Origin of the sequence: Saccharothrix sp. NRRL B-16348, assembly GCF_001280085.1 — a bacterium.
Classification (GTDB): domain Bacteria; phylum Actinomycetota; class Actinomycetes; order Mycobacteriales; family Pseudonocardiaceae; genus Actinosynnema.
Genome location: NZ_LGED01000268.1, coordinates 1 through 18909, shown reverse-complemented (window position 1 = coordinate 18909; position 18909 = coordinate 1). Strand labels below are relative to the sequence as shown.

Here is an 18909-nt window from a genome sequence, read left to right as displayed (position 1 = left end):
CTACCCGCGCAGGAAGTCGACCAACCACCCGCGGACGTCACCGCGATGGGTCAACCACGAGGGCACCAGCTCCAGCCTGCCGTTCGGGAACGCGGCGGCCACCTGCTTGGCCACGTCCTCCGGGTGCAGCGGGTCGTCCGTCGCGCCGATCACCAGCACCGGGGCCGTGACCTGGGCCAATGCCGCACGGTCGGTGACCGCGACCTGGCCGGGCAGCTCGGTGAGCGCGCCGTCGAGCCGCGCGAACGCCCGCCGCCGTTCCGCCTGGTAGTCGGGTGGCCCGCCGACGGCGGCGATCGCCTCCTCGCGGCCGAGCAGGCGCCTCGGCTCGTCCAGCACGGCGGGCAGCAGCAGGGCCACGCGCTCGAACGCGTCGGGTTCGCCGGCGAGCAGGGCCAGCAGCGCGCCCGCCGTCAACGACACGCCGACCGCCCGGGTCGCGCCGGTCTCCCGTGCGGCGGCACGCAGGTCGGCGGCGATGCGCCGGTAGGTCCAGTAGCCCTCGGGCGCGTCCGGCTCGTCGCCGTGCGAGGGGAGGGTGACCACGACTTTCGTGCCCGGCAGCCCGGACGTGGGCAGGCGGGCTTCGCCGGGTGTCGCGCCCAGGCCGTGGCCGACGAGCGTGACGGGCGCGCCGGAGCCGAAGCTCCGGTGCGTCACCACCGCGGGCCGCGCTGGACCTCGATCAGCCGGGGCCGGACGTCGACCACGTACACCGTGACCGCGACCAGCCCGGCGAGCCAGAACATGCCGCCGGCGGAGAACGGGTGGAAGAGCAGCAGCGCGAACGCGCCACCGCCGCTGATGCCGAGCCACGCGGGCTTGGTCATGCGCTCGGCCGCCGTGTAGGCGTCCGCCCGCTGCGAGAGCGCGTGCGCGAACGCGAACACGCCCATGACCAGCGCGGCGTAGTACGCCGCGAACATGACCCAGGCGTCCAGGTAGAGGGGACTGAAGTCTGGGAACGGTGGCAACACACCTCCAGCGTACGTGCGCGGCGTGCTCGCGGTACAGCCGAAACGGGGCGCCCCTGGTGGGACGCCCCGTCACGGTCGGGTCACTTGGCGCTGTCGGTCGGCTTCTTCGCCGTGGTCGAGCGGGCGCCGGTGGCCTTGGTCGTGCCCGTGGTCTTGGTCGCGGGCTTCGTCGCCGCGACCGGCTTCGTCGCGGCGGGCTTGCGCGGCGCGGCCTTGCGGGTGGTGTCGCGCACCTCGGCGGCGACGTCACCGCCGACCTCGACCACGGTCTCGGCCAGCTTCTCGCTCGCGTCGTCCAGGTCGTCGGCGACCTTCTCGCCGACCGCGCGGGTGCGGCGGGACACCTTGCCGAGCACGTCGTCGGCCAGCACGCGGGCGTCCGCGGCGGCGGCCTCGGTGCGCTTCTGCGCGGTGCCGACGGCCTCCTCGACCTGGTGCAGCGCCTTCTGCAGGCCCGGCTGGGTCTTCAGCTTCTCCAGCGCCTCCTCGCCGTGCTGGGCGAAAAACTGGTAGAGGTTCAGCGCGGACTGCGTGTAGGCGTCGACGACCTTGCGCAGCTCGGCCGGGTCGAGCCGGTCGCGCAGGTCCTTCTTCAGGTCGGCGGACTCGGCCGCGGTCTTCGCCGACTCGGCGCGCTCGCGGGCCTTGTTCAGCGCCTCGATGACCGCCTTGGCGGCCAGGTCACCGGCGCCCAGGGCGGCCAGCAGCGGCGTGCGGGCGGCGGCGACGGCCTGCTCGCCCGCCTTGCGCAGTTCCTCGGTGGTGGGCAGGTTCGGCATGGAGATCACTCCTCTGGCCGGGTTCGATCCGGCTTGTTCTGGTCGACGGTGGTCTGGTTGCCGGCTCCGCCGGCGGTCGTCCGACTACCGGCTCCGCCGGTGGTGTTCTCCCGCCGGAACGACTCGTAGACGTCGAGCAACACCTGTTTCTGCCGCTCGGTCAGGTCGGGGGCGGTGATGATGGCGTCCGCCAGGGCGCCACCCTCGCGCTGCTCCAGGAACCCGGCCTCGACGTACAGCGCCTCCGCCGAGATTCTCAGCCCTTTGGCGATCTGCTGCAGGATCTCCGCGCTCGGCTTGCGCAGACCGCGTTCGATCTGGCTCAGGTACGGGTTGGACACCCCGGCGAGCTTGGCCAGCTGCCGCAACGAGATCTTCGCCGTGTTGCGCTGCTGGCGGATGTACTCGCCGATGTCGCGGCCGAGATCGGCCACCGCCTCGTCGATGGACTTGTCCAACTTCGCGGCACCTCCTCGATCCGCTTCCGACGGTACGCGGAGGTGCTAGCTCCTGCAAGCGCTCTGCTAGCGATCGGGACGTGTGCTCGCCCACAGCGCTACGGTGGAGCCCGTGGACGTTGCGGCGAACCTGCGAGCACAGCTGGCCGACTCGCTGCTGGCCTCCGACGTGCTGCGCGACCTGCGGTGGGCGGACGCGTTTCGCCAGGTCCCGAGGCACGCGTTCCTCCCGGGGTTCTTCGTCCAGCGCCCCGACGGCGCCTGGGAGCCGGTGACCGCCGAGCACCCGGACCACCTCGCGCTGGTCTACCGCAACGACGTCTGCGTGACCCAGCTCGACAACGACGACCGCGCGTGGGAGCAAGCACTCACCACCGGTGCCGTGACGGGGATACCCACGAGTTCGTCGAGCATGCCCACGATCATGGCGATCATGCTGGAGGCCCTGGCCGTCGAGCCGGGCGACCGCGTGCTGGAGATCGGCACCGGCACCGGTTACAACGCCGCCCTGCTCTGCCACGTGCTCGGCGACTCCCGGGTGACCACGATCGACGTCGACCCCGGCGTGCTGGTGCGGGCCGAGGCCCGGCTGTCCGCCGCCGGCTACCACCCGACGTGCGTGCTGGGCGACGGCGAGCAGGGGCACGCGCCGCGCGCTCCTTACGACCGGATCCTCGGCACGTGCGCCGTGTCGCGCATCCCTGAGGCGTGGCTGGAGCAGACCGCGCCCGGCGGGCTGATCGTGACCACATTCAACCGGGCCATCGGCGCCGGTCTCGTGCGGCTGACCGTGCGCGACGGGCAGGCCACCGGGCGCGTGCTGCTGGAGGACGGCCGGTTCATGCCGCTGCGCGCGCACCGGCAGGCGTGGGCCGACGAGGCGCTGCTGGAGGCCCTGACCGCGGAGCCGACGACGTCCCGCACGACCCTGCTGGCCTCGCGCGCCGTGCTGGACCCGGCCAGCGCCTTCGAGTTCTTCGCCGGTCTCGCGCTGGCCGAGGTGGCGGTGGCGGCCGACCCGATCCGGCTCGTGCATCCCGACGGCTCGTGGGTCCGGCACCGCGGCGCGGTCGTCGACCAGGGCGGTCCGCGCGCGCTGTGGGACGTCGCCGAGGCCGCTCACCGCCAGTGGCGCGCGCTGGGCAAACCCCGCCGCCACCAGTTCACGTTCACCGCGACACCGACCGGGCAGCACTTCGCCCTGGACGGCACCACCCTGACCTGGCCGCTCCCGTGAGTCCTACGCCCAGCCCGCGAGAGTCCTACGTTCCCGTCGCGCGTGTCCTACGTCCAGAACGCGCGTGTCCTACGTTCGGAACACCCGAGTTCAACGCTCGGAACGCGCCGGCGGCCGTTCAGTCGAGCAGTTCCTCCAGGAAGCTGCGCTTGCGCCGCGGGTAGTGCGGCTGCGGCGCGTAGTACCCGCCCGGGTAGGCGGCCGGCGGCGGCGCGGTGCCGGGCGGCGGCTGGTACGGGGGCGGCGGACCGGTCTGCGTGCCGGGAGGCGGCTGGTAGGGCGGGGGCGGACCGGCTGCGGGCGCGGGCGGCACCGCGGCCGGCGGAACGTCGGCGGGCGGCACGGGCGACTGCTCACCCTCGACCGGCACGGCGCCGTCCGCGGGCAACGTGCCCTCGACCGGCACGAGCGCCGTCGGCCCGGCGGCGGGCACCGGCACCGGAACGGACACCGGCACCGCCACGGGCACGCCCTCCGGCCGGTACGGCTGCGCGTAGTGCGCACGCTCCGCGGCGATGATCTGTTCCAACTCGCCGCCGTCCAGGAACACGCCCTTGCAGTTCTCGCACTGCTCGATGTGCACGGAGCCACGGCTGATGGTCCGCATGAGGTCCTGGCATTTCGGGCAGATCACGCCTTCGAGGGTACGCACGACACAAGGGTCACCGCGTCACCACCATCCGTGACCGGTCAGTCATGATGCGTTGGTGTCCAGATTCCGCCAGCGGGCCGTGCTCACGGGGTGCGTGCTGGCCGCCGTGCTCGCCGCGGCCGGCCTGTTCGTCACCGACTACGGCATCGACCCCGACCTGTGGCTGACCGGCCTCGCCCTCGGCTTCCTCGCGCTGCTCGCGGCGCTGGACCCGTGGCTGCACCGCAGGCGCGCCGCGGGCCTGGCCACCGACGACAACCTCGACGCCGCCACGAGCGCCCTGGCCCGCGCCCTGCACGCGCAGTGGAACGAGGAGTGCCGTGCCCGCGGCCTGGAGGACCACCTCCTCGACCTGCACTGGAGCGCCACTCAGGGCGAACCCGGCCACAGCGACGCGGTCGTCCGCGCGTTCCAGCGCAACCACCGCATGGTGTTCCTCGGCGAGCCCGGCGCGGGCAAGAGCACGACGGCGATGCTGCTCACGATCGGCCTGCTCGACCGCCACGTGGACGGCCCGGTGCCGTTCCTGCTGCCGCTGTCCACGTGGCGCCCGGAGGCGGAGGACGTCCGCACCTGGATGACCCGGCGGCTGTACGAGGACCACCCGGCGCTGCGCAACACCGAGCTGTACGGCAGCTACGCCGGCGACCTCCTGGTCGAGCAGCGCCGCGTGTTCCCGGTGCTCGACGGCCTGGACCAGATCCCGCCCGAGCAGCGCGCCGACGCGCTCGACCGGATCAACCGCGCGTTCCCCGGCTCGCACCCGCTCGTGCTGACCTGCCGGGCCGACGAGTTCGCCGACGTGGCCGGCGCGGTGGCCGGCGCGCAGGTCCTGCGGTTGCAGCCGTTGGACCTGGAGGAGGTCGCGGGCTACCTGCGGTCGGTGTCGGACCCGGTGACCGCGGCCCGCTGGGAGCCGATCTTCCTGCACCTGCGCGCCGAGCCGGAGGGACGGCTGGCCGACGCGCTGTCCACGCCGCTGGCGGTGTGGCTGGCGGGCGTCGGCTACGGGTACGGCGAGCCGAGCGAGCTGCTGGACCGCGGCCGGTTCCCCGACCGCGCCGCCATCGAGAACCACCTGGCCGACCTGCTCGTCGACGGCGCGTTCGGCGACCGCGGGGTGGCGCACCAGGTCAAGGCCAGCCAGGTCTGGGCCAAGGACAAGGCGGCGCGCTGGCTCGCGTTCCTGGCCGGCGAGATGCGCCGGCGCGGCGTGCGCGAGCTGGGCTGGTGGGACCTGCGCCGTTCGGTCGGCAGCACGTGGCTGGCGCTGCTCGGCGCGGTCACGCTCGGCCTGATCGGCGGCTTCGGCGTCGCCTGGCTGATGGCCTACGCGAGCACGCCGGAGCTGGCGCCGATCACCGGCCTGGCCGCCGGGCTCGCGGTCGCGGTGGCCGCGCTGTACGCGTCGGGGCACCGCGTGGTGAAACCCCGGTTGGGCGTGTGGCGCAGCCTCCTCGTGGTCAGCGGCGTCCTCGGCACGGCGGCGGGCCTGGTGTTCGGCGCGCTGTACGGGCTGTCCGCGGGCCTGGTCGTCGGCCTCGGCATCGCGGTGGCGGTGGCGCTGCGGTTCGGGTTGGGCAGCACCGCCGAGCTGAGCCACCCGTCCAGTCCGAAGTGGACGATGGCGCGGGACCGGGTCGCGGTGTGGACCGGGTCGCTGGTGCTGGCCGTGGTGTTCGGCGCGGCGGCCGGGCTGGTGTTCGGGCCGACCCAGACGGGCATGGTCGGGCTCGGCCTGGCGTGCGGGCTGATGCTCGGCTTCACGCTGTCCGTGCTGCACCTGCGCTGGTGGTGGTTCACCGTGGCGCGGATCTGGCTGGCCACGCGCGGCAAGCTGCCGTGGGAGCTGATGCTGTTCCTGGAGGACGCGCGCAAGCTCGGCGTGCTGCGGCAGGCGGGCGCCGCCTACCAGTTCCGGCACGCGCTGGTGCAGGACCGGCTGGCGGGCGCGCGCCCGTCCCGGGTCACGTCAGACGCCGAGCTCGCGTAGCCGCTTGATCGCCTCGTCCAGCACCTCGTCGCGCTTGCAGAACGCGAACCGCACGAGGTGCCGCCACTCGTCCGGGTGGTCGGTGAACACCTGCACCGGCACGGCCGCCACACCGATCCGCTCCGGCAGCTCACGGCACAGCTGCGCGCCGTCGGTGAAGCCGAGCGGCCGGACGTCCGCGGTGATGAAGTACGTGCCCTCGCTCGGCCGCACCGCGAACCCGGCGTCGGCCAGGCCGTCCGACAGCCGCGACCGCTTGTCCTGCAGCGACGTGCGCAGGCCCTCGACCCACTCCAGCTCGTGCCGCAGCGCGTGCGCCACGGCCGGCTGGAACGGCGCGCCGCCGACGAACGTCAGGAACTGCTTGGCCGCGCGCACCGCGCCGACCAGCTCGGCTGGACCGCACGCCCAGCCGATCTTCCAGCCCGTGCAGTTGAACGTCTTGCCCGCGCCGGAGATCGTGACGGTCCGCTCGGCCATGCCGGGGAACGTGGCCAGCGGCACGTGCGCGAGGCCGTCGAACACCAGGTGCTCGTACACCTCGTCGGTGATGGCCACGAGGTCGTGCTCGACGCAGAGCGCGGCGACGGCGGCCAGCTCCACGTAGTTGAACACCGTCCCGGTCGGGTTGTGCGGCGAGTTGAGCAGCAACGCCCTGGTCTTCGGGCCGATGGCGGCGCGCAGCGCGTCGACGTCGAGCCCGAGCCGCCCCGTGCCCGGCTCCTCGACCAGCCCCACCGTGCGCCGGGTCGCGCCCGCCAGCGCCACGGACGCCGCGTAGGAGTCGTAGTAGGGCTCGATGAGCACGACCTCGTCACCGGGCTCCACCAGCGCCAGCAACGCGGCCGCGATGGCCTCCGTGGCGCCGACCGTCACCAGGATCTCGGTGTCGGGGTCGTACTGCGTGCCGTAGCGCGCCCGGTGCTCGGAGATCGCCTGCCGCAGGTCCGGCATGCCCGGTCCGGGCGGGTACTGGTTGAGGCCGCCGTCGATGGAGGCCTTGGCGACCTCCAGCATCCGGGCCGGTCCGTCGGTGTCCGGGAAGCCCTGCCCGAGGTTCACCGCCCCGGTGCGCGTGGCCAACGCCGTCATCTCGGCGAAGATCGTCGAGGTGAACGGCCTCATCCTGGTGACTAGCGCTGGTGCCCGCACAACGCCGAATCTTCACGGACAATGGCGGCGTGGAGCAACTGACCCCCGCTGACCAGCTCAAGCGCCAGGGCCTGCGCCGGATGAAGCTCGTGGCGACCGGCTTCTTCCTGGCCGCGACCGCGATCTTCGTCGTGGCCCTGCTGTTCGAGGACGGCGGCCCGGCGTGGCTCGGCTACGTCCGCGCGGCGGCCGAGGCGGGCATGGTCGGCGCGCTGGCCGACTGGTTCGCCGTGACCGCGCTGTTCCGCCGGCCGCTGGGCCTGCCGATCCCGCACACGGCGATCATCCCGACCCGCAAGGACAGCTTCGGCGACGCGCTGGGGTCGTTCGTCGGGACGAACTTCCTGTCCGAGGCGGTGGTGCGGGACAAGCTGCGCCGGGCGGGCATCGGACGGCGGCTCGGCGAGTGGGTCGCGCGGCCCGAGCACGCCGAGCGGGTGACGTCGGAGCTGGCCAACGTCGTGAAGGGCGCGGTCACCGTGCTGCGTGACGACGACGTGCAGGCCGTGGTGGAGCAGGCGCTGGTGCGGCGGTTGGTCGACCAGCCGTGGGGCCCGCCGCTGGGCAAGCTGCTCGGCCAGGTGCTCACCGACGGCGCCCACCACAAGCTCGTCGACCTGGTGTGCGACCGGGCGTACGACTGGGTGCGGGACAACTACGACAAGGTCATGAACGTGGTGTCGGACCGGGCGCCGACGTGGTCGCCGAAGTTCGTCGACTCGCTGCTCGGCGACAAGGTCTACACCGAGCTGCTGAACTTCGCGTGGGCGGTGAAGACCGACGTCAACCACCCGATGCGGCTGGCGGTGGACCAGTTCCTGATCGAGTTCGCGGCCGACCTGCGCACCGACCCGGCGACCATGCAGCGGGCCGAGCAGGTCAAGCAGCAGCTCGTGACGCACCCGGACGTGCAGCGGCTCATCGGGTCGGCTTGGGGCACGGCGAAGAAGATGCTGCTCGACGCGGCCGAGGACCCGTCGTCGGAGCTGCGCAAGCGGGTGCGCGAGGGGTTGATGTCGTTCGGCCGCCGGATGGTGGACGACGAGTCGATGCGCGAGAAGGTCGACGGGTGGCTCGAGGGCGCGGCGGGGTACGTGGTGACCAACTACCGCGACGAGATCACCACGCTGATCACCGACACCGTGGAGCGCTGGGACGCCGAGGAGACGTCGCGCAAGATCGAGCTGCAGGTCGGTCGCGACCTCCAGTTCATCCGCATCAACGGCACGGTCGTGGGCGCGCTCGCGGGCTTGGCGATCTACACCGTCAGCCAACTCGTGACGTGACCTGAGCGTTGAACTCGGGGTGCCTGAACGTAGGACACGCGCGTTCTGGACGTAGGACACGCGCGGCGCGAACGTAGGACTCTCGCGCGTGTCGAACGCTCAGGTCGCGCGTGTCGAACGCTCGGGCACCCCGAGTTCCGCGTTCAGGTCACGCTCAGGGCGCGCCGTTCCCGCCAGTTGCGCGCCTTCTCCCGGTTGCCGCACGTCTGCATCGAGCACCAGGTGCGCGAGCGGTTGCGCGAGCGGTCGAAGAACGCCCACCGGCAGTCGTCCGCCTGGCAGATCTTGAACCGCTCCCACGACCCGAGCACGGCCAGCCGTGCCGCCGCGCCGAGCACCGCGCCGAGCGCGTCGGTGCTGGACATGGTCGGCACGCCGTGGCTGAGGTCGACGCGGATCAGACCGGCGACCGGGGTCGGATCGGGTCCGTCGTGCCGTTCACCCAGCGAGGCCCGCAGCGAGGCGCGGACGGCGCGGACCTCGTGCGGATCACCCTCCCGGCCCAGGCCGCGTTCGGTGACCCACGCCCGCCAGGCGGCGGCGCTGTCCAGGACGTCCGTGCCGAGTTCGAGGTCTCGGGTGTTCAGGAAAGCGAGCAGCAGCTCCACATCGTGTTCCGCATCGCCGGCTCGACCCTGCGTGAAAGCCGCGTGGTCCCAGCCGGCCGCCAGACCAGTCACCCCTCCACTGTAGGCGTCGGAGCCTCACGATGTGGCGAAGTAACCGTCAAACCAGCACGATCGGTTACTCCCCCTGCCCGGTCGGACCAGCGGCCTTGCTGCGCCGATCGGGCTATGAACCGTGTGTATACCCCGTGTGTATAGTGCCCGGCATGTCGATCGGACACACCCTGCTGGGACTGCTCGAAAAGGGCCCGCGGCACGGCTACGACCTGAAGAAGGCCTACGACGAGCGCTTCGGCCAAGACCGGCCGCTGCACTACGGGCAGGTGTACACCACGCTCTCGCGCCTGCTCCGCAACGGCCTGGTCGAGGAGGCGGGCGTCGAAGCCGGCGACGGCCCGGAACGCAAGCGGTACGCGATCACGGACGCGGGCGTGACCGACGTGGAGCACTGGCTCGCCACGCCGGAGAAGCCGGAGCCGTACCTGCAGAACACGCTCTACACGAAGGTCGTGCTGGCCCTGCTGTCCGGTCGCCGCGCGGACGACGTGCTCGACGTCCAGCGCGCCGCCCACCTGACCATGATGCGCGACCTGACCAAGCGCAAGGCCGACGGCGACCTCGCCGACCAGCTGATCTGCGACCACGCCCTGTTCCACCTCGAAGCCGACCTGCGCTGGCTGGAGCTCACCGCCGCGCGCCTCGGCAAGCTCAAGACGGCGGTGACCAAGTGAGCGGCGACCCGATGACCAGCGGCCCGATGAGCGGCCCGGACCAGACCAGGGTCCTGCTGGAAGCCGTCGACCTGCACAAGTCGTTCGGCCCCACGCCCGCGCTGGACGGCGCCGGCCTGGGCGTGCGCGCGGGGGAGGTGGTGGCCGTGATGGGTCCGTCCGGCTCCGGCAAGTCCACCCTGCTGCACTGCCTGGCCGGCATCCTCACGCCCGACAAGGGCACCGTGCGCTACCGCGACGTGGAGCTCAGCGCGATGGGCGACGGCGCGCGCAGCGAGTTGCGGCGCACCGACTTCGGCTTCGTGTTCCAGTTCGGCCAGCTGGTGCCGGAGCTGAGCTGCCTGGAGAACGTGGCGCTGCCGCTGCGGCTCGGTTCGGTGAAGCGCAAGGAAGCCGAGTCGCGCGCCCGCGAGTGGCTGGAGCGGCTGGAGGTCGCCGACGTCGCGGACAAGCGCCCCGGCGAGACGTCCGGCGGCCAGGGCCAGCGGGTCGCCGTCGCCCGCGCCCTCGTCACGGGACCGCGCGTGGTGTTCGCCGACGAGCCGACGGGCGCGCTCGACTCGCTCAACGGCGAACGCGTGATGCAGCTGCTGGTGACGGCGGCGAAGGAGACCAACGCGGCGGTGGTGCTGGTGACGCACGAGCCGCGGGTGGCCGCCTACTCCGACCGCGAGGTCGTGGTGCGCGACGGCAAGTCCCGCGAGATGGAGCCGGTCACGTGAGGCTGTGGTTCTCCGACCTCGCGCTCGGCGTCCGGCTGGCGCTGGGCGGCGGGCGCACGTCCTGGGTGCGGCTCGCGCTGACCGGCGCGGGCATCGGCATCGGGGTGGCCGTGCTGCTGGCCGCGTCGTCGGCGACGACCGTGCTGTCCGAACGCGCCGAGCGCCAGGCCGCGGCCGAACCGGTCCTCTCGGAGACGCCGTCGGGCGACGTGCTCTACGCGATGTTCTGGGACAGCGACTACCGCGGCCAGTCGATCGTCGGGCGGTTCGTCCGCGGCACGGGACCGGACGCGCCGGTGCCACCGGGCCTGTCGAGGGTGCCCGGCGACGGCGAGGTCTTCCTGTCGCCCGCGTTGGCGGAACTCCTGGCGTCACCGGAAGGCGGGCTGCTCCGGGAGCGGTTCCCGCAGCGCGTGATCGGCACCATCGGCCAGGCCGGCCTGAACGCGCCGAACGACCTGGTGTTCTACGCCGGTGACGCGACCCTGGCCGAGGACGGCCTCAACGCGATCACGAGCTACGGCGGCCAGGTGAGCGAGCGCGTCCTCGAACCCGTGCTGCTCCTGCTGATCATGGTGGGGTCGGTCGCGCTGCTGTTCCCGGTGCTGGTGTTCGTGGGCGTCAGCACCCGGTTGGCGGGCGCCGAGCGGGACCGGAGGCTGGCGGCGTTGCGGCTGGTCGGCGCGGGTGCGCAGCGCGTGCGCCGGATCGCGGCGGGCGAGGCGCTGCTCGGCGCGTCCGTCGGCCTGGTCGTCGGCGCGGCGCTGTTCTTCGGCGCACGCCTGTTCGTCGAGGAGATCGCGCTGCTGGGGATCAGCGTGTTCGTCAGCGACCTGACCCCGTCGCTGACGTCGGCGGTGCTGATCGTGGTGCTGGTGCCGGTCCTGGCCGTGGTCACGTCGGTGGTCGCGATGCGCCGCACGGTGGTCGAGCCGCTGGGCGTGGTGCGCCGGACGAAGCCGGTGCGGCGGGTGCTGTGGTGGCGCGTGGTGCCGATCGTGCTCGGCGCGCTGGCGCTGCTCACCCAGGCGGGCGCGTTCGGCGGCGAGCAGGTCCAGGGGTCCGACAAGATCGTGATCGGCGGGATCATCCTGCTCCTGCTGGGCATCCCGGTGCTGCTGCCGTGGGTGGTCGAGCGCTCGGTCGGCAGGCTGCGCGGCGGCGCGCCGTCGTGGCAGCTGGCGATCCGCAGGCTCCAGCTGGAGAGCGGCACGGCGGCGCGCGTCGTCGGCGGTGTGGCCGTGGTCCTGGCGGGCGGGATCGCCTTGCAGTCGGTGATGGCCAGCGCGGAGACCAGGATCGTGGACCGGCCGACGCCGGAGGCGGACAAGGGCCGGATCGTGGTCGGGCTGCAGGACTCGTCGCCCCAGGAGGCCGAGCAGATCGCCGCCCTGCTGGCACGGACGGCCGGCGTGCGCGAGGTGCACCCGATGCGGGGCGTGACCCTCAGGGCGGGCGATGACGAGTACCACATGGCGACGGTCGGCACCTGTGACGCGTTCCGGACGCTGGCGGTGCTGCCGAACTGCCAGGACGGCAACGTCTTCTACCTCGCCGCCGGGCCGCGCCGTTCCGACGACGCGAAACTCGAAGCAGGCCAACAGATCTCGGTGCTGCTGAACTCCGCGGAGGAGGGCCAGGGCCATCCACAGTGGACGGTGCCGGCGTTCACCGACGTCCCGCCGCCCGACGACGACACGTCCCTGTTCCGGACGGGCCTGCTGGTCACCCCGGCGGCGGCGCGGGACCTGCCCGTCGACCTCGACAGCTCCAGCGTGCACGTGAAGGTGGACCCGGACCGGCCGGACATCGCCGAGCACGTCCGCAACGCACTCGCCCCGCTGACGTGGCGCGCCCACACGGCGTACTTCGGCGAGGTCGACGTGGCCGACCGGGTGAAGGAGTTCCAGAGCATCCGGCAGGCGCTGCTGGCCGGTTCGCTGATCACGTTGCTGCTGGCGGGCGCGAGCCTGCTCGTGCTGGCCCTGGAGCAGGTCCGCGAACGCAGGCGGCCACTGGCCGTGCTGGCGGCGAGCGGCGTGCCGCGTGGCGCGCTGGGCCGCTCCCTGCTCTGGCAGAACGCCGTGCCGCTGCTGCTGGCGCTGGTCGTGGCCGTGGGTGTCGGCGGCGGTCTGGCGGCCCTGCTGCTGCGGATCATCTCCCAGCCGATCGTGCTCGACTGGGCGGGCATCGGGGTGCTCAGCGGCGCGGCGGCCCTGATGGTCGTGGTCGTGACGCTGCTGTCGCTGCCGTCCCTGCGACGGGCCACCGGCGCCCTCGGCCTGCGTTCCGAGTAGGTCCGAGGCGGACGTCGCCGCCCCCGGCCACCCATGCCGGGGTCGGCGACGTCATCTCACTCGGCACGCCGAAGCCACGTCCGAGCACTCCGAGACGTCTGAGTAGATGTGACCCCACTTCCACACGATCCCCACCACGTCGCCCGCGCGGGCGGCCGGAACGCCCAGGGCGTGCTCCGATGAGGTGGGCCGACGACCTGGTCCTCGGCATCCGGCTGGCCGTCGGGGGCAGCCGGACGTCCTGGGCCAGGTTGGCGCTCACCGCCGCGGGCGTCGGCCTCGGCGTCACCGTGCTGCTGCTGGCCGCCTCGATCGGCCCGGCGCGGGAGGCCAAGTCGCATCGCGTCCAGGCCGCGTCGGTCGACTCGACGCCGGGCGACGCGAAGCTGAAAGCCCGCCACGTCAGCGTTTCCTGGCAAGGGCGGCTCATCACCGGCGTGGAACTCGCCGCCACCGCGCCCGACGCGCCCGCGCCGCCCGGCGTCGGCCGCATCCCGGGCCCGGGCGAGCTGGTCGTCTCACCCGAACTGCTCGACCTGATGCGCACCGAGGACTCGGTCCGCGCCCGGTTCCCGGAGAGCGTGATCGGCGTGATCGCCGACGCGGGCCTGCCCCGGCCGAAGTCCCTGATCTTCTACGCGGGCCTGCCCGAAGCCCACCACGACAGCGCCCACCCCGCCGCGGGCTTCGGCAGCGGCCGGCCGCCGGCCACCCTGCTGCCGATCTACCGGCTGCTGATGGTCGCCGCGATCAGCGCCCTGCTCGTGCCGCTCGGCATCTTCGTCCTGGTCGCCACCCGCCTCGGCGCGACCGGCCGGGCGCAGCGGCTGGCCGCGATCCGGCTGGTCGGCGCGTCCCGCACCCAGATCCGCTGGATCGCCAGCGGCGAGACGCTGACCGGGGCGGTGCTCGGGCTGTTCGTCGGCGTGGCGCTGTTCTTCGCCGCACGGCCCCTCGCCCGGTTCATCGAGGTCGAGGGCGTCGGCTTCTTCCCGACCGACCTGCTGCCCGACCCGCTGCTCGGCGCGCTGATCGCGTTGGGCGTGCCGGTGGTCGCCGTCCTGTCGGCGCTGCTCGCCCTGCGCACGGAGGACGTCGGCCCGCTCGGTCTGTCCCGCGCCGTCGAACTGCCCCGGCACCGGGCGGGGTGGCGGTTCGGGCTGATCGGCGCGGGTGCGGCGCTGATCGTGGTGATCTCGGCGATCGGCGGCTACTGGCAGGTCATGGCCGACGCGCGGCTGGCCGTCGGGCTCGGCCTCGGCATCGCGCTGGTCCTCGCGGGCACGGGCGCGGTGCTGCCGTGGCTGGTCGGCAAGGTCGCCCACCGCCTCGAACCGGACGGCATCGCGCCGCTGCTCGCCCTGCGGACCCTCCGCTTCGACGCGGGCACACCACGCGTGCTGTCCGGTGTCGTCGTCGTGTTGACGGGCTCGTTGACGTTGCAGGTGCTGCTGGGCGTGGCGGCCCAGTTCACCGCCGCGCCACCGTCCGACACCCCGGACCGCTGGGTGCTCGACCTGCCGCCGCGCGCCGAGGTCCGGTCGCTGGAAGAGGCGATCGCGCTGGTCGGTGGCGTGCGCCAGGTCAGCGAGGTCCGGGTGCACCCCTTCCGCGGCGGCCTCGTCACCAGCACCGACTGCGTCGAGATCGCCGAACGCCTCGACGTCGACGACTGCGTGAACGGCTCCGCGTACCTGGTCGGTTCGGCGCCGGCCCCCGGCACCAAGCTCAAGATCAACGGGCAGGACTGGGTCGTGCCGCAGCACAAGAAGGCGAACGGCGACCTGTGGGGGCTGGTCGTGGCGGGCGGCGCCGATCCCGTGCTGGCCTCCGTGCCGCCGACCGAGCTGGTCGTGCGCGGCGACCCGGACGAGTCGTTCGGCGACCGCCTGCTCGCCGCCACCGGGCGCGCCGACCGGGGCGTCACGCTGCGCCGCCAGTTCGAGGCCGGGCAGGTCGAGCTGTTCGCGTCCCTGCGCAGCGGCGTCATCGGCGGCTCGGTGCTGCTCACCCTGCTGGCCGTGATCGGCCTCGCGGCGGCGGCCGTCGACCAGGTCTGGGAACGCCGCCGCCCCACCGCGGTGCTGGCCGCGAACGGCGTGCCGCCGAAGGTCCTCGCGGTGTCCGCGCTGTGGCAGTCGGCGATACCCGCGGCCGTCGGCATCGGCCTGGCGATCCCGATCGGGCTCGGCACGGCGTGGCTCGTCGCGCCGTCCGGGCGGTTCCGGGTCGACTGGACCGAGATCGCCACCACGGTCGCCGCCGCGGCGGTCGTCGTGCTCGTGGTGTCGCTGTGCACGTTGCCCGCACTGCGCTCGGCGATCCGCCCGGCCAGCCTGCGAACCGAGTAGCGACGCACGGGAACGATCGCCGGTTCCGCCGTCCACACCATCGTGCGGCACCGGTATCCCCAGGTCAGAACGGGTGCTCTCAAGGAGCATGCGAGATCGGGACAACACTGAGCTGCTCATCGACGCCGACCGCGGCGACACCGCCGCGTGGCACGAGATCGTCCGCCGGTACGCGCGCCTGGTGTGGGCCGTGCCGCGGTCGCACCGGCTGAGCCGGGAGGACGCGGCCGACGTCTGCCAGGCCACCTGGCTCGCGCTGGCCGAGAACCTGTCCCGCATCCGACGCCCCGAGCGGCTGGGCGCGTGGCTGGTCACGACCACCCGGCGCGAGACGCTGACCGTGCTGCGGCTGCGCGGCCGGGAGGTGCCGCTCGACCTGTGGGAAGCGGCCGACGACGGGCCGACGCCGGAGGAACGCGCGCTGGCCCGTGACGCCGGGCTGTGGCGCGCGTACGCGACGTTGACCGACCGCTGCCGGGAGATCCTGCGGCTGGCCGCGTTCGCGCCGGAACTGTCGTTCACGCAGGTCGCCGAGGCGGTCGGCATCCCGGTCAACAGCCTCGGCGCCACCCGCGGCCGGTGCCTGGCCGTGCTGCGCCGCCGTCTCGGCGTCGAGGTGGGCCGATGATCGGGCTCAAGGTGGCGTCGGACCGTGCCCTGCTCGACGCCCTCGCGCTGCTGGTGGACGACCTCGACCCGACGCCGGAGTCCGTGGCCGTTCGGGCGCGGTCCGCCCTGGTCGAACGTTCCTCCTCCGACATGATCACCATGCGGTTGCTGTCCGACTCGGTCCACGCTCCCGGTCGCCCGCGGGAGTTGGCGTTCACCGGGCTCGACCTTCGGTTCGACCCGGTCGTCGGCGGCTGGGAGGTCACCGGGCCCGCTCGGGCCGGGACGTCCGTGGTCGCCCGGTGGCCGGGCGGTCAGGTGACGGCGGCGGTGGCGGCGGGCCGGTTCCACGTCGAACGGGTGCCGTTCGGACCGGTCAGGTTCGTGCTGCGCGGCGCGGACGCGTCGGGCCGCGATCACGTCACGCCGTGGTTCGTCGCATGATCGACCGGGACCGGATGGCGAGGCTGGAGCGGGAGGTCCGCGCGCTGTCGCGCTCGGCGGCGGTGGGGCGACCGGCCGTGCCGCTGAACGACGTGGTGGACGCGTTGGGCGACCGGGCGCTGCTGGTCTTCATCAGCCACCGGGAGCGGTTGGTCGGCGTGTCCGTCGCCGGGCGGCGGGTCAGGCTGCACGACTTCGGCGAGGCCCGGACCGTGGCGCGGCACGTCCGCTCGCTGCCGTCGCCGGACGCGGTGGCCGGGTTGGACTACCTCCTGCGGCCGGCAGGCGACCGTCCGCTGGTGGTGGTGCCGAGTCCCGAGGTGGCGCGGGTGCCGTGGGGCGCGCTGCCGTCGGCACGGGGGCGGGCGGTGTCGGTGGCGCCGTCGGTGGGTTGCTGGTTCCGGGCCGCCACCCGGCCGTTGGCACTGGCGAACCGCCTCTGGGTGGCGGGGCCGTCGCGCCCGCACGCGCGTCGGGAGGTCGAGACGTTGCGGCGGGCGCACGGCGGACTGGTCCGGTCCACAGTGGACGATGTGTTGCGGGAAATGGTGGATGCGGACGTCGTGCACATCGCGGCTTTGGGCGTGCGGCAAGACGAATTGTTTTCGTATCTGCAATTGGAGGACGGGCCGTTGCACGGGCACGATCTCGACGGCTTGGCGCGCGCGCCTTCGGTCGTGGTGCTTTCGGGGTGCGGGTCGGGTTTGTCGCGGGTCTTTCTGCGGCGTGGCGCGCGGGTGGTCGTGGAAAGCGTGCGGGAGGTGCCGGACGACCGGGTGGTCGACCTGGTGGTGGACCTGCACGCGAACCTGGCCCAGCCGGCGCAAGCGCTTGCGGACGCGCAGGTCCGGCACGGTGACCTGGGCTTCGTCTGCGTTGGCGCGGGGTGACCGTGCGACCGCTCGTCACCTATTTGAGTGTCGCCCATGTGGGTGATTTGGACCAGGGGTACCGAAGCCGCCGGTCAGGCGTCCAGCGGCGGTCCACACCGGACACGGGCAGGCGTCCACAAGGGACAATTAGCGCCATCACACCATCAGGTGGACACGACGGACTGTGTTCACGGACGGGTGGACGAACACGGACAGCCGCACCGCACCGCCCTTCCGAGTGGGTTCGGCGCCAGAACGTTCGAAAATGCGGTTCCCAGTGCTAGACATAGCAGAACGTCGACCTCGAACGGTCCGTCCCGTTCGCCTCACCCGGAACGGTGGTGATCCACAGTGGCAGCTCCCAACGCGGTGCGCCGGGGTGGATCGGTGCTGCTCCGGACGCTCGCGGTCAGCGGGTTCGCGGCGGCGGCGTGGTTCGTGTGCGCCGGGGTCGCGGGAGCCGACGAAGACCACTCGGACGAGGTGGCGAAGTCCCTCGACTCGGTGAACGTGGCCGACCCGGTGACCGTGGCGCTCGGCGAGCAGACGGCAGCGGCCGACCTGCTCGCCGAGGCCGTGCCTGCCGACGTGGCGCCGTACGCGAGCGTCGGGGTCGCGCCCCAGCCGTACGAGTCACCGTCGGTCGGCGGGGCGGAGCTGTTCGCGGTCGACTACGCCACCGTCGCCTCCCGCCCGCTCGCCGTGACGTCCGACCCGGCGGAACCGGAAGCCGACCGCTACCAGGAGCCGTACCCGACTCCCGGGTCGTCCTCGTCGTCCTCGGACACCGGCGGCCTCAGCTACTCGGGCGGCTATTCGAGCGGGTACAGCCACTCGGGCACGGCGTCGAACACCATGCCCGCCGCGCTGTACGAGGCGAAGGTGGCCGAGAAGGCCGCTCGCGCGGCCGTGCAGGTGTCCGCACCGGCGCCGCAGCCCGTTCCCGTCGCCGTGCCGGCCCGCGCGACCGTCCTGTTCGCACCGACCAGCCTGCCGGCACCGGCCGTCTCCCAGGTCACCTCGGACGCCGAGGTGCTGTGGGAGGTGCCGGAGCCGAGCGCTCCCGCGCCGACCCCGAAGCAGGCGCCCGCGCCCAGCGCGCCGACGGCGTCCTCGGGCAGCGCGGACAGCGGCGGCGGTGGCCACCGGGGCGGCGTGATCGCGTCGTTGACCGGTCAGTCGAACCTGAAGCCGCTGGCCGCTTGGTCGGCCGAGCGGCGGGACGACGGCCGGTCCCCGGGCAGCGTTCCAGGGCTGCCCAGCACGTCACCCGACTGAGGTACGACGGGACCCGTGTGCCCTGAGCACGCGTGACCACACACCGTCTGACCAGTCATTTCTCACATCACCTCGCTGTGCTTTGCCTTCCGCCGCACCACCCCTGGATTCCCGTCCTGCCAACCGCGCCCTGGCAGGACGGGCAAGGTCCCGTCGCCGCGCTGCCCCCGCGAGCGAAGGGACCGCACGGGAACCTGCGGCAGGGGACGCCAATCCCTGGAGCGTCCCCGCCGCAGGTCCACGAAACGCCGTCGGGCTCCGGCTCAACGAGGGGCTGCGCCGGACCCCGACGGCCGACCGGACTGACACGATCGGGTGGTCATCGCCCGAAAATGTACGGAAACACTGTTACCACCCCTCGGTTAAACCATGAGGACCCCCGCCAACCACCCCCCACGTCCCCGCACCCACCCCAACCACCGCCCAACCATCCCCACCCCACGCC

Annotated in this window: 18 protein-coding genes; 11 read left to right on the top strand and 7 right to left on the bottom strand. The window is 73.1% G+C overall.

Annotated elements, in window-relative coordinates; genetic code table 11:
• The 4 genes from ADK67_RS44610 to ADK67_RS44595 all read right to left on the bottom strand — a co-directional run bounded on the left by ADK67_RS44610 (position 1) and on the right by ADK67_RS44595 (position 2214).
• Positions 1-663: an alpha/beta fold hydrolase gene (locus ADK67_RS44610; RefSeq protein ID WP_053722675.1), complete on the bottom strand. Its 663-nt coding sequence runs from the start codon at positions 661-663 to the stop codon at positions 1-3.
• Positions 657-941 (bottom strand): DUF2516 family protein, encoded by a 285-nt coding sequence (locus ADK67_RS44605; protein ID WP_269436179.1) that lies wholly within the window; start codon positions 939-941, stop codon positions 657-659. The genes ADK67_RS44610 and ADK67_RS44605 overlap by 7 nt, the downstream gene beginning before the upstream one ends.
• Positions 942-1057: 116 nt before the next feature.
• Positions 1058-1756 carry a hypothetical protein gene (locus ADK67_RS44600; protein ID WP_053722704.1) on the bottom strand — a complete coding sequence of 233 codons (699 nt, stop codon included), beginning with the start codon at positions 1754-1756 and terminating at the stop codon, positions 1058-1060.
• A gap of 5 nt (positions 1757-1761) precedes the next feature.
• Positions 1762-2214, bottom strand: coding sequence for a helix-turn-helix domain-containing protein (locus ADK67_RS44595; protein ID WP_231648677.1), 453 nt, complete (start codon positions 2212-2214; stop codon positions 1762-1764).
• Between the two features lie 112 nt (positions 2215-2326).
• Here ADK67_RS44595 and ADK67_RS44590 point away from each other — a divergent pair, with 112 nt between their 5' ends.
• The gene (locus ADK67_RS44590; protein ID WP_053722703.1) at positions 2327-3451 is read left to right on the top strand and encodes a methyltransferase domain-containing protein; all 1125 of its coding nucleotides are present in this window, start codon (positions 2327-2329) and stop codon (positions 3449-3451) included.
• Positions 3452-3569: 118 nt separating this feature from the next.
• Here ADK67_RS44590 and ADK67_RS44585 read toward each other — a convergent pair whose 3' ends face one another.
• Positions 3570-4085: a TFIIB-type zinc ribbon-containing protein gene (locus tag ADK67_RS44585; protein ID WP_082404774.1), complete on the bottom strand. Its 516-nt coding sequence runs from the start codon at positions 4083-4085 to the stop codon at positions 3570-3572.
• A 73-nt stretch (positions 4086-4158) separates the two neighbouring features.
• Between ADK67_RS44585 and ADK67_RS44580 the strand changes: the two genes are divergently transcribed.
• Positions 4159-6096: an NACHT domain-containing protein gene (locus tag ADK67_RS44580; RefSeq protein ID WP_231648676.1), complete on the top strand. Its 1938-nt coding sequence runs from the start codon at positions 4159-4161 to the stop codon at positions 6094-6096.
• Here ADK67_RS44580 and ADK67_RS44575 read toward each other — a convergent pair.
• Positions 6076-7248 carry a pyridoxal phosphate-dependent aminotransferase gene (locus ADK67_RS44575; protein ID WP_053722672.1) on the bottom strand — a complete coding sequence of 391 codons (1173 nt, stop codon included), beginning with the start codon at positions 7246-7248 and terminating at the stop codon, positions 6076-6078. The genes ADK67_RS44580 and ADK67_RS44575 overlap by 21 nt on opposite strands.
• Positions 7249-7277: 29 nt before the next feature.
• Here ADK67_RS44575 and ADK67_RS44570 point away from each other — a divergent pair, with 29 nt between their 5' ends.
• Positions 7278-8534 carry a DUF445 domain-containing protein gene (locus tag ADK67_RS44570; protein ID WP_053722671.1) on the top strand — a complete coding sequence of 419 codons (1257 nt, stop codon included), beginning with the start codon at positions 7278-7280 and terminating at the stop codon, positions 8532-8534.
• Positions 8535-8677: 143 nt separating this feature from the next.
• Here the strand turns inward: ADK67_RS44570 and ADK67_RS44565 are convergent, their stop codons facing one another.
• Positions 8678-9214: a CGNR zinc finger domain-containing protein gene (locus ADK67_RS44565; RefSeq protein ID WP_082404772.1), complete on the bottom strand. Its 537-nt coding sequence runs from the start codon at positions 9212-9214 to the stop codon at positions 8678-8680.
• Positions 9215-9366: 152 nt separating this feature from the next.
• On the opposite strand from ADK67_RS44565, the gene ADK67_RS44560 reads away from it, so the two are divergent.
• The 8 genes from ADK67_RS44560 to ADK67_RS44525 all read left to right on the top strand — a co-directional run bounded on the left by ADK67_RS44560 (position 9367) and on the right by ADK67_RS44525 (position 18464).
• Positions 9367-9891 carry a PadR family transcriptional regulator gene (locus ADK67_RS44560; protein ID WP_053722669.1) on the top strand — a complete coding sequence of 175 codons (525 nt, stop codon included), beginning with the start codon at positions 9367-9369 and terminating at the stop codon, positions 9889-9891.
• 26 nt (positions 9892-9917) lie between these two features.
• Positions 9918-10613 carry an ABC transporter ATP-binding protein gene (locus ADK67_RS44555; protein ID WP_053722702.1) on the top strand — a complete coding sequence of 232 codons (696 nt, stop codon included), beginning with the start codon at positions 9918-9920 and terminating at the stop codon, positions 10611-10613.
• Complete coding sequence (locus tag ADK67_RS44550; protein WP_053722668.1) at positions 10610-12910, top strand: FtsX-like permease family protein; 2301 nt, start codon at positions 10610-10612, stop codon at positions 12908-12910. Before ADK67_RS44555 ends, ADK67_RS44550 begins: the two co-directional genes overlap by 4 nt.
• 179 nt (positions 12911-13089) lie before the next feature.
• Entirely contained in the window at positions 13090-15261 is a 2172-nt protein-coding gene (locus tag ADK67_RS44545) for an FtsX-like permease family protein (protein WP_053722667.1), read from the top strand.
• 88 nt (positions 15262-15349) lie between these two features.
• Positions 15350-15889, top strand: a complete 540-nt coding sequence (locus ADK67_RS44540; RefSeq protein WP_053722666.1) for an RNA polymerase sigma factor — start codon at positions 15350-15352, stop codon at positions 15887-15889.
• The gene (locus ADK67_RS44535) at positions 15886-16314 is read left to right on the top strand and encodes a hypothetical protein (protein WP_053722665.1); all 429 of its coding nucleotides are present in this window, start codon (positions 15886-15888) and stop codon (positions 16312-16314) included. The genes ADK67_RS44540 and ADK67_RS44535 overlap by 4 nt, the downstream gene beginning before the upstream one ends.
• Entirely contained in the window at positions 16311-17204 is an 894-nt protein-coding gene (locus ADK67_RS44530) for a CHAT domain-containing protein (protein ID WP_053722664.1), read from the top strand. Before ADK67_RS44535 ends, ADK67_RS44530 begins: the two co-directional genes overlap by 4 nt.
• Positions 17205-17573: 369 nt before the next feature.
• Positions 17574-18464 carry a hypothetical protein gene (locus ADK67_RS44525; protein WP_053722663.1) on the top strand — a complete coding sequence of 297 codons (891 nt, stop codon included), beginning with the start codon at positions 17574-17576 and terminating at the stop codon, positions 18462-18464.
• Positions 18465-18909: the final 445 nt, after the last annotated feature.